The following is a 23,821-nucleotide window of genomic DNA, read 5'->3' as shown; positions in this document are numbered from 1 at the left end:
CAGTCGTTACACCTCGGTGTCGTCTCTGTCCAGAAACAGAGTGAAAGGGTGTTGCCTGCGGCAACACCCTTTGCGACTGCCCGTCGCACAAAAAGCAATGAATGCATTGCGGGACGCTCGATTCACATTATGGTCAAAACGTTCATCATGTACGACATTTGCAAACTTAAAAAACGCAAAAAAACCAAAGAATCCTAACATCGGAAGATTTAACGGATAAATACCAAGTAATCCTATGAATCCAATAAAACCCAAATATTTTAACCAGCTGGATTTCACAGTGAGCCACCTCCTGAACAAAGTAATAGGTTTAGCTTTTCAATTAACGAATTGAAACATTCGTCGGTTATGTTATAAATAAATAACATCATGTTATAAATTTATAACATTAAACACATCTTTGCAACTTGTAAATTTTGCATCTTAGAATTCTTACCGTTCACAACCCTTACGGTGAATGTAGTTGCTCTTTCTTTAACAAAAAAAAGACACCTAAAACAGGTATCTTCATTTTTCTAGCTACGTTAAGGCAAAAAGCCTTCTTTTGAAATGAACAGTTCAGCCTCTTTGAACTCTTTTCTTAACAACCTGTACACCATTTTGTGTGCATTAGGGTTATACCACTTATCCAAATTATACTTCTTATATATATCCCGTATCTTTAATTTTTCGGTTCTCTTTCCTCCGCTTCCATCCCCTGTAAAAAAGTCATCGATCACGACCCTGTTCGTTACTTCTTTTAACCGCGATGGAAATTGATCTGAGCATGGCAATACCGGAGAAAGTGCTGCCTGAACAGGTATTCCCGCCTCGTTCAGGATTTTCAGCGTTTTTAATCGCGCCTGTATGGGAGGAGCAGAAGCTGCGAAGATCTTTCGGACAGAATCGAGATCCGTCTCAACAGTCATGCTAACCCTCACTTTGTTGCCAAACTTACTAAGCAGATCGAGGTCCCTTTTAACAAGAGGTGAGCGTGTTTGTACCAGGAGAAAATCCGGCTGGTCTTCTGTCAGCATTTCAAGAATTCCCCTCGTAATTTCGGCTTTATGTTCGGCCGGCTGATAAGGATCGGTGGAAGAAGACATAAAAATGGAGACGGCACCCTTCTTTCTAGCTTTAGCAAGATCTTTTTCTAATAACGCTGCAGCATTCTGTTTCACGTCAACCCATTCTCCCCATGTTTCCTCCCTGAAAAGGCCGATCGGCATCTGTCTGACATAGCAATAACTGCAGCCGAACGAACAGCCAGCATAAGGATTTAACGTATGGGTATAACCCTCCAGAAATCCGGTGGCAGTTGTTAGAATGCTTTTCGACTCCTTCATGGTTACTCTCGCAGACATCTTCTAACCCCTTTCAGACGATTTTTCTATTTTGCATTAGAAGGGATTCTAACCCTTTTATCGTATTTTAAACTTATACCGTATGTTGGAGTGCAGCAGACATGAATAAACATGTCTATAAATTATATTCCTTATCGGGGAAAGATACAATTAGCATGCACTGCAGAGTTATGTGAGCCTCCTCTCAATATCCTTTGTAAATCCGCTAAACCCAATATGAATCGGCATTGCCGTTAACGAATTAACCGGCATCTAACATTAGTTCCAATATACTTTAGGGGGAAAAGAAAATGGAAAACGTTTATTTTTTCACTGGATTTCCGGGATTCATCTCTACATCTATTATTAAGAACCTGGTTAAAAGCGACTATCAGGTCGGGCATATTTATCTGCTAGTATTACCGCAAATGGTTGAGAAAGCGAGCCAGGAGATCCTCTATGCTACTACAAAAGAGGAGCTTCCTGAGAGCAACTTTACAATCATTCCCGGCGATATAACCAAACAGGGCCTGGGCATTCCTGAAGAAATGCAAGCAGAGTTAGAAATATCGGTCACTCATGTTTTCCATCTAGCCGCAATATATGACCTCGCAGTGCCCGAAAATATTGCTCAAAAAGTCAATGTCGATGGAACGCGCAATATCAACCAATGGGTACTCTCTCTTACAAAGCTTGAACGCTATATCTATTTCAGTACAGCGTATGTTTCCGGCGACAGGCAGGGTGTAATCTATGAAAATGAACTTCAGATGGGCCAGGGATTCAAAAATCATTATGAGCGCACAAAGTATGATGCTGAAGTGCTTGTAGAAGAAGTAAAAGAGAAAGTGCCTGTCACCATCATCAGGCCGGGCGTTGTCAGGGGAGATTCCAAAACCGGGGAAACGATCAAGTTTGACGGACCGTATTTCATCTTAAATGTCCTTGACCGGTTACGCTATTCCCCGCTTCTCCCCTACCTCGCATCCGGGGAGGCGGAAGGAAACTTTGTACCGATCGACTATGTTTTAAACGGAACGATTTATCTGGCCCACGAAAAAGTCGGTATCGGCAAAACCTATCATCTAACAGACCCAGAGCCGTATAAAATGAATGAAGTATATAAAATGCTAATGAATGAATACCTTGGCAAAACACCAAAAGGAGCTCTACCCCTATTCTTAACAAAAGGGTTTCTGTCATTATCCCCCATGAGGAAGTGGATCAGGGTCCAAAAAGAGGCGATGGATTATTTTACCTGTGTCTCGCATTATGATTGCACCCAGGCACAGGACGACCTGCAGGGCTCCGGAATCAGCTGCCCTGATTTCAAAGATTCGCTTAAATCGATGGTAATGTATTATGATGAATACAAAAATGACAGAGACAAGCAATTGACAATCATCTAACAATGCAAATGTCTTAGGAGGTTTTTGTATGGAAAACTATCATAGTTTGCTTTTAAAACAGAAAGACTACTTTGCTGCAAATAAAACGAAGGACGTTTCTTTTCGCCTTCATCAATTAAAGAAGCTAAAAAAAGCTATCCAAAACTATGAAGCCGAATTAATAAAAGCTTTAAAAACGGACTTGAACAAATCAAAGACTGAAGCATACATGACGGAGATCGGGATCATTTACGAAGAAATCAACTTTGTGGTAAAACACTTGAAGGATTGGGCAAAGCCAAAGACAGTCAAAACACCGATTACGCATGTTGGTTCGAAAAGCAAAATCTACCCTGAACCATATGGCTCCGTTCTGGTCATCGCACCGTGGAACTATCCTTTTCAGCTTGCGGTTGCCCCTTTGATCGGAGCGATGGCAGCGGGAAATTGCGCGGTAATGAAGCCTTCTGAATTAACGCCTGAAACATCACGTGTTCTCTCAAGACTGGTGCAGGATACTTTTGATGAAGAATATATTTCAGTCGTAGAAGGAGCAGTTGAGACCAGCCAGGCCCTGTTAAAAGAAGACTTTGATAAAATCTTTTTCACAGGTAGTACCGCGGTCGGTAAAATCATCATGGAGGCTGCTGCAAAAACATTGACACCGGTTACGCTTGAACTCGGTGGAAAGAGCCCATGTATCGTGCATAAAGACGCGAACCTGGAACTCGCAGCTAAACGAATCGTCTGGGGAAAGTTTCTTAACGCCGGACAAACGTGCGTTGCTCCTGACTACCTGCTAGTTCACCATGAAATGAAAGAAAGCCTGCTGGAACAAATGAAAATAACAATCAGAGAATTTTATGGAGAAAATGCTCTTCAAAATGAGAACTTCACCCATATCGTTAGCGAAAGGCACTTTGACAGGTTGTCTAATTTCTTATCGGACGGAAACCTTGTCGTTGGCGGAAAAACCGAACGCTCTTCCCTAATTATCGAGCCTACGATTCTTGATAACATCAGCTGGGATGATCCCGTAATGGAAGATGAAATCTTCGGTCCTATTCTTCCAGTCTTAACCTACAAGAACGTTGGTGATGCTATCGAACAGGTCAATTCACGTCCAAAACCGCTCGCTCTTTATGTTTTTTCAGAAGAAGAGGAAATCCAGCAAACGGTAATCGATCATATTTCATTTGGCGGCGGCTGTATAAATGATACGGTCTATCATCTTTCCTCTCCGTACCTACCCTTTGGCGGAGTAGGAGCAAGCGGCATGGGTGCTTACCATGGCAAAGGGAGTTTTGATGTGTTCTCCCATGAAAAAAGTATCTTAAAGCAAACGACTCGATTCGATATACCGCTGCGTTATCCCAATACAAAAAACGCGCTAAAAAAGCTGAAGCTGATTTTCAAATAACGGGTTCTGATTCCGTAAAACAGCAAAAGGGGAAATCTTCAAGAAGTAAAAAGGTGCAAATAGAGGGGGAAATTCATTGGAACATAATCGCGTGGATGTTGTATACACACTGTTGTTAAACGAAGACAAAACGAAAATATTGGTTGTTTTAAACCGAAACGGAACGTGGACATTGCCGGGTGGAGCAGTCGAAGCCTCAGAAACCTTAACAGAAGCAGCTGTAAGAGAAGTAAAGGAAGAAACCGGCTATGATGTCAAAGTCGGTAATATTGCAGGGATTAATGAGGCATTCCTCGGCGACAATCACGTTTATTTTATCACCTATTACGGTGAGATCATCCAGGCGCCAGCCGTAATCACCCATGATGAAGCAATACTGGAAGTGAAATGGGTCCCGGTCTGTGAAGTAGATGAAATGATGCCCTACCGCCCCGACTCAATCGCTGCCTTAATCGACAAGCCTGGTGCATCCTATACATTACAACCTTAAAAACCAGAAGAGGCTGACACACAAGTTTCTAACCACCTCCGTTTGGTACAAGTTTAAGGAAAACTTTAGCATACGTTTTCTTGAACTTGTGTTGGAGGTGCTTAACACTTTCCGATTGAGCCAGCCTCTTTCCTTTTTAACGCTTCACCTATCGTTTATTTCAGACCAATCATCAAAGGAACCGCTTCCGTTACATCCAGGACAGTCATAGTTATTCGTATAGGCGAATTCATTTTGCGCGAACACATTGATTCCTCTGCCATAGCAATCCGGACAGATACCCTGCTCTTCCATCCTTGCCAGCTTTTTCTGATACCTTGCATTTCTCCATTCAGAAAAACTGCTTAACAATCCCATCTTTTTCACCTCATCATGTTTTACTATTAGTGTGCAAACATAGCCTGGATTTTATCCAACAAACAAAAGAGACAAAGTGCTTGTACTGAAAATCTTTTTAATGATAACTGCTTGCTATATAACTATTCCGAACGTAAAGAAAAGGTGATGAGCATGGCGAGAAAACGCTATCAAAATTACGACGGCATCAACAATACCAGGAGTTTTTCTGAACTTCTAAAGTGGCATAAAGAGCGAAGAACGAAGCAAAAGGACTTATCAAAGCAGATTCCGCAATCGTCCAGAAAAGAAATAGAGCAACTGAAGAAAAACAGGCATGATTTTTCTTTAACCTGGATCGGACATTCTACCTTTTTAATCCAGACAGGCGGTATGAACATTCTTACTGACCCTGTTTGGGATTACTGGATGGGTACGCAAAAACGGCTTACACAGCCGGGGATAGATATTATGGACCTGCCTGAAATAGATGCCGTACTTATTTCTCACGGCCATTATGACCATCTATCTTTTTCCTCTATTAAAAAACTGAACGGAGACATTTCTTTTTTTGTTCCTGTTGGACTAAAAGAGGTTTTCTCGAGAAAAGGATTTACAAAAGTGACAGAGGGAAACTGGTGGGAGACGTTTTCCTATAAAAATATCAACCTTACCTTTGTACCTGCACAGCACTGGACAAAACGATCGTTGTGGGATACAAATGCCTCCCACTGGGGCGGCTGGGTTATCGAATCACCTGACAGGGGGAAAACCGTTTATTTTGCCGGAGATACCGGATATTTTAGAGGATTCAAAGAAATCGGTGAACGATTCACCATCACTTATGCAATAATGCCGATCGGGGCTTACGAGCCAGAATGGTTCATGTCAGATTCCCATATCAATCCGGAAGACGCCATAACAGCTTTTCTAGAAGTGAAAGCAGATCTGTTTATCCCTATGCATTACGGCGCATACCGTTTGGCCGATGATACAGGTTCCGAAGCATTGGAAAGATTGTATGTAGAATGGGAACGGCTGAAGCTTCCATCTGAAAAGCTTAAAGTGTTAAAATTGGGGGAAACATTATGGGGCAAGCGGATAGATAGCTATTCCGTTAAAACTTCGGAGGATAAAGAGGTGCAGAAATGATAAGCGTAATCGAACTGAATGACTATAAGCTTAATATTACAAACTTTAAAGAAGGAACCGCTGATAACGGCAAAAAGAAAATTTCTTTTGATTTTAAAGTGCGCAGCGGAGAATATAACGGCGTCACAACATTGTTATATGAAATGACCTTTTATGTTCGAATACCTGAAAAAGAAGAAGCATTTAACGCGACGATTTTTAATTATTCTACTTCTTTCACCAACCTTTACGAAGAAAATGCGATTGGAGATTTTCATCTCGAGCTTATCCAGGTCTATTAAATGCAAAGAGACCATGGTAAGATTCCATCGCTCTCCTGAAAAACGTTTCAGATTTTTAATGGTTTTTTCTGGAGAGCGATCTTTATTTTTGATACCCTATTTCCTGCATATCCCCCCATTATTCGCCAGTTTTATGCCCATTATCTGGTTCCCATCCCCATTTTCACCTCTTCTCCCAACATGTACATGTTTAAATCTTCCCTTTACGGTCAACAACCTCCCGTTCTATCGAATTAAATAAATGGTATGTATTGAATGATTAAGAATGCAAGTTTTTCTAATCAGCAAAAAATGACCGGGGGGATTCCAGTTTTGTTTCGCAAAAAAATACTTTTATACATAATCATTCTTGGGCTTGTCATTTTTATGCCCGCTAATCTTGAAACAGCGAACGCATCAGCTACACAGGATAAAATGAACGAGTTGAAATCGAAAGAACAAAAGCTTGAAAAAGAAATAAGGCAAATTGATCACAAGATCTCCGAAAACGACCAGGAAATCTTTAAAAAAGAAACGGAAGTTAAAGATGCGAAGGAAGACATCGAGAAGTTAAAAAAAGAAATCGCTGTCATTCAAAAGCGTATCGAAGAAAGGGACAAGCTTTTGAAAGAACGGGTACGTTATATGTACCAAAGCGGCGGTCCGGTAGATTTCATTGAAGTATTGCTCGGTGCACAGGATTTTGGAGACTTCGTCGAAAGAATCAGTGCGTTAAATTCGATCGCAGAACAGGATAAAACAATCCTGGAAGAACATATGAGCGATAAGGAAGAGTTAGAAATGAAAAAAACAGAAGTGGCCAATGAATTGGAGGAAGTAGAAACCAACCTGGAAGAACTCAAAAAGCTGCAAAAAGAACTGGATAACCAGATTGAAAATAAGAAAAAGCTTCTGAAAGACGTCAATATGGAAGAAGATGAACTTCATATGGAGCTTGAAACAGACATTTCAACTGAACAAAATACAGCTATTGAAACAGAAAAGAAACGCCCGTCCAGAGGGAATGGCAGCTTTATTTATCCGGCAGCAGGCAGGGTTTCCTCCAATTTTGGAGACCGCTCACTTGGTAACCATTTTGGAATCGATATCGCAAAATCTGGAACGGTCCCTGTTCATGCAGCGGCATCTGGGACAGTAGCCAAATCCTACTATTCTTCCAGTTATGGAAACGTGGTTTTTATTACGCATAACATAAAAGGCCAGACCTATACTACCGTTTATGCTCATATGAGAAGCCGGATGGTCAGCACAGGCCAGTCCGTTTCACAGGGGCAAAGAATCGGAACAATGGGAAATACCGGGAGATCCTTTGGCCAGCACCTTCACTTCGAACTGCACAAAGGCCAATGGAACAACAGCAAATCCAACGCTGTTAATCCAATACCCTATTTAAAGTAGGGGGTCTGACCCCATCAAAAATGTGGATAACTCTCCACTGAAGGAAAGTTTAATAGCATTTTTAAACCCGAAGCTCTCAGCTTCGGGTTTTTTCTTTGCTATGCAGGAGATATCGTTCTGCTGAGCGTTTGATGGATTGCTTTGCATTTGATTTTACGATGGAGTTTGGCCATGCTCCATATATCCGCTCAAAGTGATATGGCTCCACTCGGTCAACAATCGTTTCGATTTCACTTTCTGCCAGCGGAATAAGGTTTGGATAGCTGTACATGAAGCTCACCCACTCACGGTCTGGCACAACATAGATGGTATCTCCTGTTAAAAGGACTCCTTCTCCCGCTGCACCGCCAGTCCAGTGAAGAACAGCACTTCCATCAAAGTGTCCGCCTGCCTGAATTACTGTGATACTGTCTGTCACTTTAAGCTCTTTTCCACTCCATGTCCTTACCCTTTTATCAGGTCGCATTATCCATTCCTGATCGTTTTCATGGACATAAACTTCACAATCAAATCGTTCTGCCCATTCGACCATAGAACTATAATAATGCGGATGGGAAATATAAATACCATCTAACCCACCGAGCTTATCGATTTCTTCAGCCGTTTTGTCATCGATAAATGAAACACAGTCCCATAAGAAATTCCCTTCTTCTGTCTGAATGAGCAACGCCCTCTGTGAAATAGCAAATTCAGGTGAAGTTTGAATACTAACTAAATTGGGTTCTATTTTTGTAAATTCATTTTCAAACCGTTTTTCCTTCATCTCTCTCAACGTGGTCCATTCTTGCCCGTTATGACCTACGTATTGGCGCTCGTCGAGGCAAATGGGGCATTCTATCGGGGATCCCTCATACTGTGTGCCACAGGTTTTGCATATGCGTTTTTCCATTTCAACCTTCCTCTCCTCTTTTTGGTTTGTAAAACCTTTTCTATATCAAGCATACAATGCAAAAGAGTTTCTTGCTTCCGTCATTTGTAGAAGAAAACATAAGACTTTAGAAGGAGAAGAAAAAATCTTCAGGAAAAAACTTAACGAGCCTTTAACGAGTCTTTATGGAAGATATTCTTATACGGTAAACCAAAACACCTGACCAAACGAACGCCGGCCAGGTGTACAGGTAATTTTTTAGGGGGACTATATTGTAATACGGTAAAACCAATCAAGTAAACATTTTTGCTTATCGGTTATATTTCTTCCGGAAGCGCTCTGCTCGTCCGCCTTTATCGGCAAATCTCTGTTCCCCTGTGTAAAAAGGATGTGATTCTGAACTAATATCCACTTTGACCACAGGATACGTATTGCCGTCTTCCCATTCGATCGTTTCATTCGAATTCATTGTTGAACCTGACAAAAACTTATAGCCAGAAGTCACATCATGAAAGACTACTTTTCGGTAATCGGGGTGTAAATTTTCTCTCATTACTAATACCTCCCTGGTAAATCATAACTAAATTTTTTCTATGGTGAAGCACTATAGATAAAATAACATTCTTTCTATTATTTATCCAACTACACCTTCCATTAAACATAGGCTGCCTATGGAACTTTGCCCATAAGTAGCCTTTAGATCAAGACGGAAGCGCTAGTAGCGCATATCTGTATTCTTAAACTTTCGCTATTTTCGTATACTTTGTTGCTTTATAAGCTTCACATTTGAGAGTAACTGCGACATAACGGATAAACGCTACGGAAATACACTACGCTTTCCGCGGGCTCGCGCTGAGCCTCCTCTCTCGCACAAAACGCCTGTCTGGTTACGGCTCAAAGAGACTAGTGGATTTCCCTCACCTCCTTGCGATAAGGCAACATCGACTCTCTTTCGTTCGTCGTGTTTTCTTTATCTCCATACGGCTCAGTCCAATCCATACGTCTCTAGGCGTTCGCCTTCACCTTTCCACACTGCGGGGTCTCAACGTCTTCGCTGTCCCGCAGGATAAGGAAAGCTACGGCAGCAAGACATCGCACGAAGAAAATGTGATGTTCATTTTCGAGGAGTCTACGTGTATTTCCTTCGCTAGGCTGTGTTTCGTTGTACTTCTCTTGAAAAACTTCAATTGATTGTAGCGGAGGGCAGTCGACTCCTGCGGGAAAAGCAACAGCTGAAGATCCCGCAGGAAGCGGTTTTTGCTGACGAGGAAGCTGAAGCGTTGCCCGCGGAAAGCGAACTGACCGGAGTGGAAATCAATGCTGCAATCACGTCGCAGTTTATAAATACTGTGCAAAACAACATTCTTTTAGAAAAGAGCCTAAACTTTTGAACGACGACGGCCCTTCTTCTCTGTTAAAAAAGGAGCTTTCCTATACGAGAGAAAATGCTTCTCCTCTCGATAGCCTTCCTGTTCGTTTTACGGAAGCATATACACCAAAGATATTATCCCTGTATTTATAGATGTTTTTTAACATCTCCGGCGTTATCCTGTTTTCTTCAGGATCTATGTTAATAATGCTGCACCTCTCGCAGGGGCGTTCGACTTTTAATTCAACTTCTTTAAAGACAAGCTTTTTTCCATACCATGTTTCCTCCTGGAAAGGGATGTCTTCCTCAAGGTCCAGCACAAGGTTGGCCCGGAATCTCCTGTGGTCGATCCTTTTCCCGATTAACTCTTCCATTTTTTTAAGCGAAGATAATGTTACGATCAAAATGTTTTCCTCTTCAATCGCTCCTATTGGTACATGAGAAGGTGAATACTTGACCGGCTTCACTTTTCGACCAGACAAACGTTCCATCTCTTCCTTCAATAGATTATCCTGCCAGCTGTACCGGGTTCCCTCCGGGGTTTTGATAAGAATTTCTGGGAATTCTTCCTCCTTCTCTTCTCCTTTAAAAACAGCAGAGTAACCGATCATACCTGGGGCCTGTGTCGCTGTCAGGTATTTTCCTGGCCTCGTCTCGTCCATAAAAGCATGACTCCTATCGCCATATACCCCATAAGACTTCACTTCCACAGATTGGACACTTTCTCCACTGAAGGATTTAACAGGATGCCTCATTATGGTCTGGAGTTTTCCCGCTTTCCCCATCCGATCACCCCTTCAAAAAAAATTTAAGCTCTACTATATTGTTTCGATAACTTCTATCCTGCTTCCTTTTTATTTCTCAGTTAAAGTTAACTGCCGGTAGTCGTCTGTTCCTTTTGCTCTGATTCATCTCCATCTGCTTTCTTTTGAAAAAGTATCCAGATGAATGAAAACAAAAAGAGTGAACTGAATCCAATAAAAGCTACTTCTAAATACGAGCGCTCACCTTTTTCAAATAGAGCCGGCAAGCCATACTTTACATATAAAAAAGCAATTACTGCCAAAACGATCCACTGGCCGAATTCCGAGAACTTCCCCTTCATCGCATCAGGCCTCCGTCATTCTTTTTATATCTCATTATATTAATCGGATAAACAAACTATGAAGTTAACTTCTTTTCGCAAAATACTAATTCCCGGTTTTCATAACAATATCTGTACCTAACGCCCTTTAAAGTAGTTTCTTTAAAGACATTGGTATAAAAACAAATACGATTCGCCACTCTATACTTGTATAAAATGAGAAGGATGTGGATAATTTTGGAACTTGAATTACTAAAACAACTAACGGAGGCAAAGGGAGCTCCTGGTTATGAACAAGATGTACGGAAAATCATGAAAGAAGAACTCGAAAAGGTGCAAACAAATATTGTTTACGATAATATGGGAAGCATTTTCGGGATCAAAAAAGGCAATGAAACAGGTCCAAAAATAATGCTTGCAGGGCACCTTGATGAAGTAGCATTCATGGTAAAAGAGATTACAAAAGAAGGATACCTTCGTTTCACACCGCTCGGAGGCTGGTGGGAGCAGGTTCTTTTATCCCAGCGTGTCTCTGTCGTGACAGAAAAAAGGACATATACCGGTGTGATCGGCTCCAAACCGCCTCATATCTTAACTCCAAAGGAAAGAAAAAAAGTATATCCGATGAAAGAAATGTTTATTGATGTTGGAGCAAGAGACCGTGAACAGGTAAAGTCATGGGGAATCAGGGTCGGGGATCCGATTATTCCTATCTGCCCATTTGAGCTATTGCCTGACAATGATACCATTCTCGCAAAAGCGCTCGACAACAGAGCAGGCTGTTTTCTTGCTGTGGAAGTATTAAAACAACTAAAAGATGCCCAACATGACAACATCGTATATGCAGGAGCAACCGTCCAGGAGGAAGTAGGATTGCGCGGAGCAACGACTGCCCCTTATATCATTGAACCCGATGTCGCATTCGCGCTGGATGTTGGAGTGGCACAAGACGGGCCGGGCGGAAATGAAAACAAGCCGGGATTAGGAAAAGGCCCAATTGTCACGTTCCTTGATGCCACGATGATTCCGAACACCAGGTTCCGCGATCTGGTTGTCGATACTGCTGAAAAGCATAACATCCCTTATCAACCTGATGTAATGACAGGTGGAGGAACAGATGCCGGCAAGTTCCACCTTTTCAAAAATGGGGTCCCGTCTATCGTAATCGGAGTCCCTTCCCGCTATATCCACAGCCATGTATCGATGATAAGCAAAAAAGACCTCGAAAATGCAGCTAAACTGCTAGTCGAAGTCATAAAACAACTAGATGAACCGAAAATGAAAAGCATCAGCTATAAATACGATTAAAGAAAACTCGCCGATAAGCAATCCTTTATTGGAAAGCAGAGGCGAGCCAAGCTAACAACATCGAGCCTTCTCCTTTGCTATAAAAGTTATACATTCTAATATGGTATAAATAAAAGCATGCAGCACTTTGATAGTGGCTGCATGCTTCTTTTTTAATTATTTACCGATAAATTCTTGTGTCCAGTAGTTTCCGTCTTTTACATATCCTACACCGATATGCGTATAGTTGCTGTTTAAGATGTTTTTACGGTGGCCTTCACTGTTCATCCATGCATTAACAACTTCTTCAGGGGAACGTTGGCCCATCGCGATGTTCTCTCCAGCAGAACGGTACTCGATACCGAATTGCTTCATCATTTCGAACGGAGAACCGTATGTCGGGCTTGTATGGGAGAAGTAATTTTTATCGTGCATATCCTGTGACTTAGCACGGGCAACCTTGCTTAATTCTAGATCAACTTTTAATGCCGGCAAGCCGTTCTTAGCACGTTCCTGGTTAGTTAAGTCCACAACCTGTTGTTCATATTCGCTAAGTTTGTAACCTGCTGGCTGTTGTTGTTCTGGTTGTTTCGTCTGTTCCGGCTGTTTTTCAGGAGCTGGGGCTGGAGCAGGCGCAGGGGCTGGCTCAGCTTTTTCAGGTGCCTGTTCAGGTTGTTCTGGCTTTTCTGGTGCAGGCTGTTCTGTTTTAGGTTTCTCAGGCTGTGGTGCCGGCTGCTCAGGAGCAGGCTGCTGTTGATCTGGTTGTTTCGGCTGGTAGTTCCAGTTGAATTGTGTACCATATTGCTTTAAAAAGCCCTGGACAAATTGGTCAACGTTGAAATTTTGCAATTCCTGAGGGTTCGCAAAATTGAATGTTTTTGTATAAACGTATGTTTTAAATTGATCAGCTTGCTGGGTATCTTCGTTTCCTGCCGCCATACTGTTCGCTGGATTCGCTGCAAGTAACGCTCCTGCTGCTGCAAGTGTGATCAAAATGCGATTTTTCTTTTTCATTTCCATATTCCTCCCTGTAATTCTTGTTGTTGTTCAACAAATGTTTCGTTTCTGCTGAACACAAGATGAGCATAACATAGCAATCTAGCGAGTCTATGAGCCAAAAAGTGGAGATGTTTCCTGTTTCAGGAGGAAAATTATTAGATATTATTGAACCCAGCTTCCTTCCAAAATAGCAAAATTCCTGTTATAAAAGGCTTTTTGCTGTTTTCCCGATTGGAAAATCAAACAGGAAAACAATGGATCAAAAGGTGACTACAACCAAAAATGGAATGTTAAAAATTCAGACAAATATAATAATAGTTTTACTACTGTTACATCCCGATTACACAAAAGTGCCAACCAGGTAATATACCCTATTATAATGATTTTTCACTTGGGAAATTAGAACTGTAAATCCCCTTTTTATTTGATAAAAATTCAACCTATTTCCCAATAAACATTCCTTCCTGCCCGTGTTATTATAATTTTAAGAATTATCTGTCTTTACGTTGGATTAGTTGTATAAGGCAGCCCGGGTGCCTTGTATATAAAAAACTTGGAAGGAGAATTTATTTGCGAAAAAAGTTTAAAACACTCAGTTTCCTATTTAGCCTCGTACTGGCAGTCTCTATGCTGTTTGGGGGATTTGCAAGCGCAGCATCACAGCAAGCAAAGCCATCACCTGTTTCGGATTACTTAATTGGGTTTAAGAACAACGTCAATCAGAATGCGGTTAAAAGTGTAGGTGGAAAGGTAGTTCACCAGTTTAAGCACATGAAAGTAGTACAGGCCAGGCTTTCAGAACAAGCCGCAGATGCTCTGGAAAACAAAGCGAACATCTCTTTTGTAGAAGAAGATCATAAAGCAATCGCTTATGGCCAGACGATTCCTTGGGGAATTCCACACATTAATGCCGATGATGTACAAGCTACCGGTAACTCCGGCTCAGGCGTCAAAGTAGCAATCCTGGATACCGGAATCGATGCGAGCCATGAAGACTTAAACGTGGCAGGCGGTGCGAGCTTTGTTGATGGGGAACCTAACCCGTATAACGATGGAAACAGCCATGGAACCCACGTGGCAGGTACTGTAGCTGGTTTAAACAATAATCTTGGAGTTCTTGGTGTTGCACCATCAGCAAGCCTTTATGCAGTTAAAGTTCTAAACAGTTCTGGAAGCGGAACATACAGCGGGATTGCAAAGGGTATCGAGTGGGCAATCGACAATAACATGGATGTGATCAGCATGTCTCTTGGTGGAGACCGCGGCTCTTCCGCTCTTCAGCAGGCAGTCGACAATGCTTATAACAGCGGAATCGTGGTAGTGGCAGCGGCAGGAAACTCCGGGGCTAAAGGAAAAAAGAATACGATCGGCTATCCGGCAAAGTATGCATCTGCCATAGCAGTTGGAGCGGTTGACAGCAGCAACAATCGCGCTTCTTTTTCAAGTGTTGGCGATGAACTGGAGATTATGGCTCCAGGGGTAAACATACTTAGTTCTGTTCCTGGTAATTCATATGATTACTATAATGGAACATCGATGGCAACTCCGCACGTTTCAGGTGCTGCAGCCCTGATCCTTGCTGACAATCCTTCACTAAGCAATGTTCAGGTACGTAACTTGATGAATAACACAGCAACGCCGCTCGGAGATCCGTTCTATTACGGAAATGGCGTGTTAAATGTTTTAGCAGCAGTACAATAAAAAAACAATAGAGGGGCTGACTTATAAGTGTCAGCCCCTCTTATTATAAAATCTATTATTTCTCCGCTATCCATGCTGCAAGATTTTCCGCTTTTTCCCCTTCAACCAGGTTAGCGGGCATTCCGCCTCCGCCTTTTTGAATCTGGTTAAGAATTTCATCCTTTGATAAGTCCGTATTCTCTAATGCTGGACCTGTTCCACCTTCAAGGTTTTCACCATGGCATGAGGCACAGTTCTGCTGGAAAGCTTTTTCAGCAGCGGCTCCATCAACCGTTGCACTTCCACCTTCATCTACCCCTTCTTCCGGGTTGTTCGTGTTATTCGACGAGGAATTATTTCCTCCGCCACAGGCTACAAGGCCGACCACTAACATAAAAACCGTAAACAACGCACCTAACTTCTTCATTCTGTTCTCTCCTCCCATATGTAGGATTTGTATATGAAGTACCCTAATATTTTCCTACATAAACAATCGAAGTTAAACTGTTTTTAGTCATGCCAAAAACAGCGCATTGTCAGTTCCAGGGAAGGATTTCGGAACCTTTAAACGAAAGAGTCTATTAGAATAATAGCTCGGAGGATAACAGAACATGTCCAAAACAAAACGGCTGATTAACTTAATGATCCTAATTCATGATAGAAAGAAATTTAACGTTGCAGAACTGGCTGAAGAGTTCGGCGTTTCTTACCGGACTATTTTAAGAGACCTGGAAGAACTGAGTTCCCTCGGTGTCCCTTTATACTCGGAGACCGGTGCAGGCGGAGGATACTTTCTGCTTCATGAGAAGTTCTTGCCGCCGATCGTGTTTTCAGAAGAAGAAGCAATCGCGATGTTTTTCGCATATCAGTCATTGCAATTCTACGGCGCTCTTCCTTTTGAAGCGGAATCGAAGGCTGCGTTGAAGAAATTTTACCATCACCTGCCTAACGAAACGAAAAAGCAAATCGATGAGATGAAGGAGAGAATTGTATTATGGAACCCACATCGGATCGATTCACAGTCTCCCGCTTTATTAAAAACACTTTTAAAGGCAGCCACAACCAAAAGCACGGTTGAAATAAGCTATCGATCTTTCAATGGCGTTCATTCGCGTATCATTTCACCAGTTGGATTGTACTCCTATAACGGGTACTGGTTCTGTCCAGCATACTGCCATAAGAGAGAGGCATACCGCCTATTCAGGGCTGATCGTATCGAAGCAGCAGAATTTAAGGAACACCATCAATTGCCGCCAACAAATAAAATTACTCTAAAAGATTGGCTTCAGCCTTATAGAAAAACAGAGGAGTATGCACTTAAGCTTATTGTTAAGCTTGACCGGGAGGGGATCAGACGGGGTAAATCAGAGCTGGACCTTGAATACCTTATCGAAGAGGACAAAGATGGAACAGGCAAGATCAATACCACGATTCCTGAAACAGAAGCTAGTTACTTCGCAGAGATACTATGGGGGCTTGGCAACCATGTTAAAGTACAAGAGCCTGTTGAGATTATTGATATTTTCAAAGAAAAACTGGAAGATATGGCTTCCCTTTATTCAGAAGAACTTCGGAATGTGTGAGACTCCTGAGTATCGAAAGCATCAATAGCCAGCGTTAAGAGGAATGCTCCTCAGGCGATGGACGAATGCCTGGAAATCCGGAATTTAGATTTATAGGACATTGAATCCTCTATTTGTGTAAAAACCCAACTTTTCAAAAAAATAAGGACATACGTTCCGTTATTCGCTTAAAATTGAACCAAAACAGCTGTTTTCCCGGTAAATAACGGCACAGATGTCCTATAATCTTTTAAAAATAACCTTTTGTCACAAATAAGGAACCTGATGACCTCTAATAATGATGGTAAGGAGCTGACACTCTAGTTGAGTTCTCTAATCCTTTACACCGAGGAGGCTCCCCGTCTTCCCGCAGAAAGCGAACATCGTGAAAACAGAGATTGCAAAAAACAGCACTTGATACATGGCCCTTTCTTTGGTGAACAACCTTCTGAATAACAGCAATGCAACGGTAGTGAACGGAAAAAGACGCACATCCCTGCGCGTCTTTCCCTTTCCTCTTTCATCAGTATAAATCAAACATATTGACCGGCTGCCCTAATTGTTTAAGATAGTTAAACAACTGTGCGCGGTGATGGAACATGTGGGTAAGAATTTCTGTAAGCCATTGGATTTGAGTTGCTCCCTCTTCTGCATAAAAAGCTTTTGTCTTTTTTGTTAAAAATGTTTCATCATCCAGATTCCCCATATAATCTTTTAAAAGAGAAAGTCCTGCCTCCAGCTCATCGGAAAGTTCACGATAGCCATTTAATCCTTCAATTTCATTGTTCAATCTATGTACTTCTTCTTCCGAGCTCTCTTTCAAAATCGCTAAATCTGTTCTTGGTATTGCTACAAGATGCTGTGCAAGCTCTTTTAGCGTTCGCATGTTATTGGCGGGCTTATACTCCCACTGCGATTCTTCCACCTTTTCGAGCAATCCTTTGATCGTTCGTACTGCAACTTCCATTTCGTGAAATAACGTTTCCTGGAATAGTTTTGTTTGATTCATACTTCCACCCTTTCAATTTTTAATCTTGTTACACTTAAAATGTAACAGGCATTTGTGACAAACGATGTCATAATAAAAAAATCCGGCGGAAAATTTTATTTCCCGTTTTATTTTTAAAAGCTTCTTATAAATGGGACGCCCTTTTAATCCCCCTCCTGGAAACGGATGCTTTTTTCATTCCAGCACGGTTCGATAAATAGACTCCCGCTACAACAAGAATTCCTCCGATGATTTGAAAACTGTACAGCCTTTCGTCAAGAAAGATGATGCCAAACAACGCGACAAACACAACGATCAAGTTCAAATAAACGGATGCTTTCGATGGACCGACTGCAAGGAGGCCCTTGTTCCAGCAAAGAAAAGCAAGAACAGATGGGAACACGCTGATATAAGCCAACTGCAAATAGTTTAAAGGTTCAAGGACAAGAGGACTCTCCAAAGTGATCAATTCGTATACCGTGAATGGAAGAAGACAGATGATACCAACCAGCATTGTGAGGAGAAACGTTCCTCTCCCGGGCAGACGGCCTCCAAACTTTTTCATCATTACCGAGTAGGCTCCCCATGCAGAAACAGCCACCACCATAATTAAGTCCCCGGGATTAAAGGAAAAGTGGATAATCCGGGAAATATCCCCGCGTGTGATAATCCAGATCACCCCTGCAATCGAAAGCAAAATACCTGAAAGCTGAACAGCGTTAAATCGGTCCTTTAAATAAATGACTGAAAGAACAACTATTACGACAGGAGCCATCGCGTTCATTAGCGAAGCATTGATCGAGGTAGTGTACTCCATCGACAGATAAGCCAGGGCATTAAACATCGCGATACCGGTAACAGCCAAACCAAGCACCGCTTTCCAGTTTCGCCTTAACGTTTCTTTATTATTACTTACATCTCTATACGCAAGTGGGAGAAACAATAAAAATGACACCGACCACCGAATCGTCGACATCGTAACCGGAGGCATAACGGACACGAGCGCCTTTCCAACTGAAAAATTCCCTCCCCAAAACAGCGCTGCCAGAACTAGTAACAGATACGGTGAAGAAATTACCTTTCGCAACTTTATCAATCCTTCTAGAAAATTTTCATTATCAATTACTATCCATTCTGTTTACAATATTCGAAACCCTTTTCCCATTTTCCTCCTTTTCATAGCTCTCATCCTCTTCTCATTAGCTACTGCACATCCTTTTTATGTAAAAACATAGGAAAATCCTTCATAAAAGCCTTTCAAACCTTTTCATGATTGGTAAAATATAGACAGGAATTTTTTAGGGGGACAAATGAATGCATAAAAACCAAAGACTGAGAATTATTTTATCGTTAGTAGCCATCATCGCAATATTTTTCGGACTCCTCAGCCTTCATTTTTTAAAAATCGAACGCTCTCTGCCGAGTGAAGGATGGAGCAGAGCAGTTGATATTCCTTTTGAAATCGACAGCAAACAGGAGCCGTATGTGTTGAAAAACGACGGTACGTTTCAGCTTTTCTCTGTAAATGAGGGAAAGGTCAAGCAGCTAACGTTAAATTCTGAGTTAGAAAAAGTAAAACAATCAGAACTTCCTTATCATGCCTCTGAAGAGTATCCACTATGGACAAATGGGACCGACTTTCTTTTTATTAACTCAAATAAGAAGTTAGTGCATGCAGTCGGAAATGAGGAAAATATTCTTGCTGATGGAATCAACGGTATGACTTTAAAAGATGACCTGGTGCTTTATTGGAAAGAGAACAAAATTTTCAAGGTTAACCTGGATCAGCTTAGTACGGTGCCAGTTAAAGAGATTGATAGCCCGGTAAAAGATATCGCCATTCAAAATAACAGTGCCGATTCATTTCTTGTTATTTCAAAACCTACAAACGATTTTACTGTCGGGATGCTATATAAAGAAGAAAAAAATACTTACACGGAAAAACTGCAGTTTAAACTGAAGCATATAAAAGCGTATGAGATTTTTCAGCGGTTTCAATACGCGATCAACGATGGAAAACTAATGCTTGCATATGAAAAAGCGGAATCAAAAGGCAACACTTTTACTCCTATGTATACCGAGGGCACTGTCGATTCTTTTGATGGCGAAGTTGCACCCCGCTCTATGAAAATCTATCCTCAGGGAAGCGGCCTGAGCTTTGAAAATGCGAAACATATCAACTTTAAAGTTGAAGAAGGAACTCCGAAAATCTTATTTACAGCCTGGAATCAAATTTCTTCTTTTAGCGAGGAATTTAATATTTTTCAAGCAAAGCAAAATGAGGAAGGAAAATGGATTGCCAGTCGTTTAAGCAAAACCCCGAAGCGTTCTTCCGAGCCTTTCTGGTTGGATGACAGTAACGTAGTATGGTTCGAAGCAAATTCAGGAACTACTTTTGAAACAATCGACTACAAATTGATGGGTACCAGCACAAACCCTGAAGTCATCGAAACAAGCACCAAAATGACAATGAAAGATATCAAAAATGCTCTGTCTACCGGATTGCTTGGGGCCTCGATGGGACTTATAACCCTACTGATCGGATTCGCCTGGGTAACTCCTGCCGCACTTTTCCTGCTGGCAATGTTCATGTTCAACCCGACTGCTATCGAACAGGGAAAAAGATGGGCCCTATACACAGCATACGGGCTATTCTTTATCACACAGCTGATTTTCTTGCAAAAACAATTCAATCCAGCCTTCTATGCCTTTGCTCCTGGCTATCTAACCTTTGCAGGAAGCTCGTTTGTCATTCCGATAATTGTCGCTCTGTTAGCTTACCTGATCGGAAAAGTCGTTCTCAGAAAAGAAGACCGGTTAATGGTTTTGTTCAGTTATACCGTTGCGGTTGATCTATTGATCCTGGCACTGCTCGTTGGGCCATATCGTTTTTAGACAAGAAGAGGAAAAGCTCTACAATGCTTTTCCTCTTCTTATTTTCTCATTTAGTAATCTAGCCTTATTATTGAGTTGGCCATGATCTTTTGGCTGAAACTTTCAGATATGAGTCTCTCTCCCTTTGTGTTAGCCTGCATTGTCAGGAGCAGCCTGCAGCCTCGTTACAAATTCCATCGTTTTCTTTCCGACAACAATATAAGCAATAAAAATAATCCCCGTAAATATCCAGCCTGCTACATTCATCATAAAAAGTATTCGATCATATTGTTCCACACCATACGTTTCAATCAATACAGCCTTTAATCCGCTCATCGTAAAACTCCGAAATGCAAACAAAAGGTTTAGCAGTTGAAAATAAACAAAAAGGCCTTTTTTCGTATAGAGCATATAGCTGTCCTGCCTTGCGTATCCCTGCAGATAAGCAATGTCTATGCTGAAATACATCGCGATAGGCTTTCTGATCAGCGATGATAAGAGAAAAAAGAGACCGATCCCTCCCCCATAGTAGACATTATTCCAGAGCATCGCTTCTGCATCCCCCGATAACAGGTCGACCACAGCTCCGATCAACATCGTAGTGATAATGAACAGGCCGGTAACATTAAACTGCTTTTCCACGAAAAATCGATAAAACGTATAAAGTATCCCCGGAACAGTCGATAACAAAATCGCATAATAATCGCCGATGAGATCGCGTCCTTCGTTCCAGATCAACAACGGTATGACTAAATAAAAAACAAGGTCAAGAATCGGTAGCTTTTTCAAATTAACACTCCTCTGACACAGCTAAAAAATAAAGAAAATAAGCTTTTTCACTACAAAGTGGCAGCTTACTTTCTTGATATGTTTGTTAACTATAAAGTCTTAGCCATAACAATGTTAGTAGGTTCAAAGCCAAGGCGCTGATACAGCCTGAACGCTCCTTGATTATGGCCAAACACGTGAAGTTCCAGCTTTTCTATTCCTTTTTCTTTCAACAGTTCTTCCAGCTTGGCAATTGCTTTTGAACCGTATCCCTTCCCCTGCAGTTCATCAAAGACCCAGATGTTATAAATAAACGCGGTATTAGGCTTTTTATCGAGAAACGTCCAGAGGTAGCCTACCTTTTTGTTAGCTTTTTGATCGACAATTGTATGTAATAGATGATTTTCTGTCTCTAACCCTTCAGGAAGCAATTTGCCAAAGTCTTGTTTAGAACGCTCTATCGCTTCGTGTTCCTCATAGTTCCCGGCTTTTGTTTTTTCTTTAGCATAATCTTCAATGGCATAATCAAGAAAATGCTGATAATCTTCTTCTGTCATTTTTAATAACTCAACCATAAATTCCTCCGCAATAATTTGACTTATTATAATAATCTTACACTTTACCGGTAAAAATTAACAGTCGATGTTTCGGTTAAATTAACGGAGATGAGTAAGTACTCACTTTACAACGGGTTTTTCGCAGTATATACTAATAATGAGTGATCACTCACTTTACTGAAGGGGGCATTATCGATGGCTTTTTCAAGTTGCATAACTGTTAATAACGTTACGAAGAATTTTGGAAAACATAATGTGTTAAATGATATTTCCCTGGGTATCCAGAACGCAGAGATATTTGGCTTGCTAGGTCCCTCTGGCGCCGGTAAAACCACGCTTGTAAAGATTATAGCCGGTATCGATACTGCAACTACCGGGAATGTATCCGTTCTTGGAACCGAAATGCCGAACCTTGAAATAATGAAAAGAATCGGCTATATGGCGCAATCAGATGCACTGTATGAAGAATTGACCGCGAAGGAAAACCTTGAATTCTTCGGAAGAATCTATGGCTTAAAACGAACACAACGAAGGCAACGGATCGCCGAGGTGATGGATATAGTTGGCTTAACGGAGGATTTGAACAAAAAGGTAAATAAATATTCTGGCGGAATGAAACGCCGGTTATCGCTGGCTGCCGCCCTGTTGCATCGGCCAGAACTTCTCATTCTCGACGAGCCTACCGTCGGAATCGACCCGGTGCTGAGAAAATCGATCTGGCAGGAACTTGAAACACTTAGAGAGCAGGGAACAACGATTCTGGTTACAACACACGTAATGGACGAAGCAGATAAGTGCCAGCGCCTGGCGATGCTAAGGGACGGAAAATTGATCGCTGTCGGTACTCCTTCTGAACTGAAGGAATCTTCTTCCTCTACAACGCTTGAAGAAGCATTCTTAACCTACGGAGGTGCTGAATAATGAGAATCCAGGCGATCGTAATCCGGATCATCCAGCAATTTTTTAGAGATAAAAGGACTCTTGGCCTCATGATTGTTGCCCCTATGTTCGTCCTGCTATTGATGAGCCTTGTATTTAACGGTGAGGATTACCACCCTACCGTCGCAGTAAGCAATATGCCGGAACCTCTTAAGGAACAGCTTGAAGAGCAAAATGTTACGATAGTCGATTATACTGAACAAGAAGCGATGGAAGCTTTAAAAGAAAAAGAGCTAGATGCTTTTATCAAAATGAACAAAGAGCCAGAAATTAACCTCGAAGGAAGCGACCCAACAGCCAACAAAGCCGTACTAATGGCATTTCAAGAAGCGATGAAAAGTATGCAAACAAACGGCGGCGAGCAAAAGCTGGCGATCCATTACCTTTACGGTTCTGAAGATATGGAGCTTTTCGATAACTTTGGTCCTGTATTAATAGGATTCTTTATCTTTTTCTTCGTCTTTTTAATCTCAGGCGTTTCTTTCTTAAAAGAACGAACAGGCGGGACACTTGAGCGGTTGCTGGCCACTCCTCTAAGAAGATGGGAAATCGTTGTTGGATATGTCATCGGGTTTGGACTTTTCACCACAGTGCAGGCTACCCTCATATCCTGGTTTTCCATTCAAATTCTCGGGATCATGATGGAAGGTTCTTTCTTTTACGTACTGCTGATCACATTCTTGCTTGCGATGACTGCTTTAACACTCGGAACCCTGCTCTCGGCATATGCCAACAACGAGTTGCAAATGATCCAATTTATCCCGATCGTAGTGGTGCCGCAAGTCTTTTTCTCTGGATTGTTCAACATGGAGACGATGGCAGAGTGGCTCCAGTCTATCGGCCTTGTTATGCCGCTTACCTACGGTGCTGATGCCCTGAGGGAAATCATGATCCGTGGCCAGGGCTGGGAGATGATCGCACAGGATGTATATATACTACTCGCCTTTTCAATCGGATTTATGATCTTAAATATATTAGCTTTAAAAAAGCACCGGAAACTATAGGTTTGTATTTGTGGTATGGCAATCAGCTATAATAAAGAAGTAAAAAATCACGTTG

26 protein-coding genes are annotated in these 23,821 nt (G+C 41.7%); 14 read left to right on the top strand and 12 right to left on the bottom strand.

The window, feature by feature from the left end; all coding sequences use genetic code 11:
- A partial coding sequence (locus FCL54_RS24895) for a hypothetical protein (protein ID WP_246055330.1) occupies positions 1-198 on the top strand: 198 nt, incomplete at its 5' end.
- 326 nt (positions 199-524) lie between these two features.
- Here the strand turns inward: FCL54_RS24895 and FCL54_RS17310 are convergent.
- A complete protein-coding gene (locus FCL54_RS17310) occupies positions 525-1,343 on the bottom strand; it encodes an SPL family radical SAM protein (protein ID WP_138128072.1) in 819 nt (272 codons plus the stop codon).
- Positions 1,344-1,633: 290 nt separating this feature from the next.
- Between FCL54_RS17310 and FCL54_RS17305 the strand changes: the two genes are divergently transcribed.
- The 3 genes from FCL54_RS17305 (at position 1,634) to FCL54_RS17295 (ending at position 4,620) form a co-directional block, all read left to right on the top strand.
- Positions 1,634-2,731, top strand: coding sequence for an SDR family oxidoreductase (locus FCL54_RS17305; protein ID WP_138128070.1), 1,098 nt, complete (start codon positions 1,634-1,636; stop codon positions 2,729-2,731).
- A gap of 28 nt (positions 2,732-2,759) precedes the next feature.
- On the top strand, positions 2,760-4,130 hold the full coding sequence (locus FCL54_RS17300; RefSeq protein WP_138128068.1) for an aldehyde dehydrogenase: 1,371 nt from the start codon (positions 2,760-2,762) through the stop codon (positions 4,128-4,130).
- 76 nt (positions 4,131-4,206) lie between these two features.
- The gene (locus FCL54_RS17295; protein WP_138128066.1) at positions 4,207-4,620 is read left to right on the top strand and encodes an NUDIX hydrolase; all 414 of its coding nucleotides are present in this window, start codon (positions 4,207-4,209) and stop codon (positions 4,618-4,620) included.
- 144 nt (positions 4,621-4,764) lie between these two features.
- Here the strand turns inward: FCL54_RS17295 and FCL54_RS17290 are convergent, their stop codons facing one another.
- Complete coding sequence (locus tag FCL54_RS17290) at positions 4,765-4,977, bottom strand: methionine aminopeptidase (protein ID WP_138128064.1); 213 nt, start codon at positions 4,975-4,977, stop codon at positions 4,765-4,767.
- Between the two features lie 153 nt (positions 4,978-5,130).
- On the opposite strand from FCL54_RS17290, the gene FCL54_RS17285 reads away from it, so the two are divergent.
- From FCL54_RS17285 to FCL54_RS17275, 3 genes are all read left to right on the top strand, one after another.
- The gene (locus FCL54_RS17285) at positions 5,131-6,108 is read left to right on the top strand and encodes an MBL fold metallo-hydrolase (RefSeq protein ID WP_138128100.1); all 978 of its coding nucleotides are present in this window, start codon (positions 5,131-5,133) and stop codon (positions 6,106-6,108) included.
- Positions 6,105-6,389 carry a DUF3219 family protein gene (locus FCL54_RS17280; protein WP_138128062.1) on the top strand — a complete coding sequence of 95 codons (285 nt, stop codon included), beginning with the start codon at positions 6,105-6,107 and terminating at the stop codon, positions 6,387-6,389. The genes FCL54_RS17285 and FCL54_RS17280 overlap by 4 nt, the downstream gene beginning before the upstream one ends.
- Positions 6,390-6,701: 312 nt before the next feature.
- Positions 6,702-7,787, top strand: coding sequence for a murein hydrolase activator EnvC family protein (locus FCL54_RS17275; protein WP_246055329.1), 1,086 nt, complete (start codon positions 6,702-6,704; stop codon positions 7,785-7,787).
- A gap of 76 nt (positions 7,788-7,863) precedes the next feature.
- On the opposite strand, the gene FCL54_RS17270 is transcribed toward FCL54_RS17275, so the two are convergent.
- Positions 7,864-8,676, bottom strand: a complete 813-nt coding sequence (locus FCL54_RS17270) for an MBL fold metallo-hydrolase (protein ID WP_138128058.1) — start codon at positions 8,674-8,676, stop codon at positions 7,864-7,866.
- Between the two features lie 289 nt (positions 8,677-8,965).
- Positions 8,966-9,208 carry a type B 50S ribosomal protein L31 gene (locus FCL54_RS17265; RefSeq protein WP_138128056.1) on the bottom strand — a complete coding sequence of 81 codons (243 nt, stop codon included), beginning with the start codon at positions 9,206-9,208 and terminating at the stop codon, positions 8,966-8,968.
- Positions 9,209-9,842: 634 nt separating this feature from the next.
- Here FCL54_RS17265 and FCL54_RS17260 point away from each other — a divergent pair.
- Complete coding sequence (locus FCL54_RS17260; RefSeq protein WP_138128098.1) at positions 9,843-10,046, top strand: hypothetical protein; 204 nt, start codon at positions 9,843-9,845, stop codon at positions 10,044-10,046.
- A 40-nt stretch (positions 10,047-10,086) separates the two neighbouring features.
- Here the strand turns inward: FCL54_RS17260 and FCL54_RS17255 are convergent, their stop codons facing one another.
- Together FCL54_RS17255 and FCL54_RS17250 are read right to left on the bottom strand one after the other, a co-directional pair.
- A complete protein-coding gene (locus FCL54_RS17255) occupies positions 10,087-10,809 on the bottom strand; it encodes an MOSC domain-containing protein (protein WP_138128054.1) in 723 nt (240 codons plus the stop codon).
- 86 nt (positions 10,810-10,895) lie between these two features.
- Positions 10,896-11,129: a hypothetical protein gene (locus FCL54_RS17250; protein WP_138128052.1), complete on the bottom strand. Its 234-nt coding sequence runs from the start codon at positions 11,127-11,129 to the stop codon at positions 10,896-10,898.
- 216 nt (positions 11,130-11,345) lie between these two features.
- Between FCL54_RS17250 and FCL54_RS17245 the strand changes: the two genes are divergently transcribed.
- On the top strand, positions 11,346-12,416 hold the full coding sequence (locus FCL54_RS17245; protein ID WP_425467142.1) for a M42 family metallopeptidase: 1,071 nt from the start codon (positions 11,346-11,348) through the stop codon (positions 12,414-12,416).
- Positions 12,417-12,572: 156 nt separating this feature from the next.
- Here FCL54_RS17245 and FCL54_RS17240 read toward each other — a convergent pair whose 3' ends face one another.
- The gene (locus FCL54_RS17240; RefSeq protein WP_138128048.1) at positions 12,573-13,409 is read right to left on the bottom strand and encodes a CAP domain-containing protein; all 837 of its coding nucleotides are present in this window, start codon (positions 13,407-13,409) and stop codon (positions 12,573-12,575) included.
- Positions 13,410-13,964: 555 nt separating this feature from the next.
- On the opposite strand from FCL54_RS17240, the gene FCL54_RS17235 reads away from it, so the two are divergent.
- Positions 13,965-15,095, top strand: coding sequence for a S8 family peptidase (locus FCL54_RS17235; RefSeq protein ID WP_425467141.1), 1,131 nt, complete (start codon positions 13,965-13,967; stop codon positions 15,093-15,095).
- A 55-nt stretch (positions 15,096-15,150) separates the two neighbouring features.
- Here the strand turns inward: FCL54_RS17235 and FCL54_RS17230 are convergent, their stop codons facing one another.
- Positions 15,151-15,501: a c-type cytochrome gene (locus tag FCL54_RS17230; RefSeq protein WP_138128046.1), complete on the bottom strand. Its 351-nt coding sequence runs from the start codon at positions 15,499-15,501 to the stop codon at positions 15,151-15,153.
- Positions 15,502-15,685: 184 nt separating this feature from the next.
- Here FCL54_RS17230 and FCL54_RS17225 point away from each other — a divergent pair, with 184 nt between their 5' ends.
- The gene (locus FCL54_RS17225; RefSeq protein ID WP_138128044.1) at positions 15,686-16,657 is read left to right on the top strand and encodes a helix-turn-helix transcriptional regulator; all 972 of its coding nucleotides are present in this window, start codon (positions 15,686-15,688) and stop codon (positions 16,655-16,657) included.
- A 502-nt stretch (positions 16,658-17,159) separates the two neighbouring features.
- On the opposite strand, the gene FCL54_RS17220 is transcribed toward FCL54_RS17225, so the two are convergent.
- Positions 17,160-17,645, bottom strand: coding sequence for a DinB family protein (locus FCL54_RS17220; RefSeq protein WP_138128042.1), 486 nt, complete (start codon positions 17,643-17,645; stop codon positions 17,160-17,162).
- A 124-nt stretch (positions 17,646-17,769) separates the two neighbouring features.
- Complete coding sequence (locus FCL54_RS17215; RefSeq protein ID WP_171016899.1) at positions 17,770-18,711, bottom strand: DMT family transporter; 942 nt, start codon at positions 18,709-18,711, stop codon at positions 17,770-17,772.
- 227 nt (positions 18,712-18,938) lie between these two features.
- On the opposite strand from FCL54_RS17215, the gene FCL54_RS17210 reads away from it, so the two are divergent.
- The gene (locus FCL54_RS17210; protein WP_138128038.1) at positions 18,939-20,519 is read left to right on the top strand and encodes an MFS transporter; all 1,581 of its coding nucleotides are present in this window, start codon (positions 18,939-18,941) and stop codon (positions 20,517-20,519) included.
- A 129-nt stretch (positions 20,520-20,648) separates the two neighbouring features.
- Here FCL54_RS17210 and FCL54_RS17205 read toward each other — a convergent pair whose 3' ends face one another.
- Together FCL54_RS17205 and FCL54_RS17200 are read right to left on the bottom strand one after the other, a co-directional pair.
- Positions 20,649-21,287 carry a VC0807 family protein gene (locus tag FCL54_RS17205; protein ID WP_138128036.1) on the bottom strand — a complete coding sequence of 213 codons (639 nt, stop codon included), beginning with the start codon at positions 21,285-21,287 and terminating at the stop codon, positions 20,649-20,651.
- A gap of 89 nt (positions 21,288-21,376) precedes the next feature.
- Entirely contained in the window at positions 21,377-21,841 is a 465-nt protein-coding gene (locus tag FCL54_RS17200) for a GNAT family N-acetyltransferase (protein WP_138128034.1), read from the bottom strand.
- 177 nt (positions 21,842-22,018) lie between these two features.
- On the opposite strand from FCL54_RS17200, the gene FCL54_RS17195 reads away from it, so the two are divergent.
- A complete protein-coding gene (locus FCL54_RS17195) occupies positions 22,019-22,744 on the top strand; it encodes an ABC transporter ATP-binding protein (RefSeq protein ID WP_138128032.1) in 726 nt (241 codons plus the stop codon).
- The gene (locus FCL54_RS17190) at positions 22,744-23,766 is read left to right on the top strand and encodes an ABC transporter permease (protein ID WP_138128030.1); all 1,023 of its coding nucleotides are present in this window, start codon (positions 22,744-22,746) and stop codon (positions 23,764-23,766) included. The genes FCL54_RS17195 and FCL54_RS17190 overlap by 1 nt, the downstream gene beginning before the upstream one ends.
- Positions 23,767-23,821: the final 55 nt, after the last annotated feature.

The sequence above is a fragment of the Exobacillus caeni genome (genome assembly GCF_005747095.1).
GTDB classification, from domain to species: Bacteria; Bacillota; Bacilli; order Bacillales; family Guptibacillaceae; genus Exobacillus; species Exobacillus caeni.
Note: the sequence above shows the minus strand (reverse complement) of the source record. Positions and strands in the feature narration are given on the sequence as shown.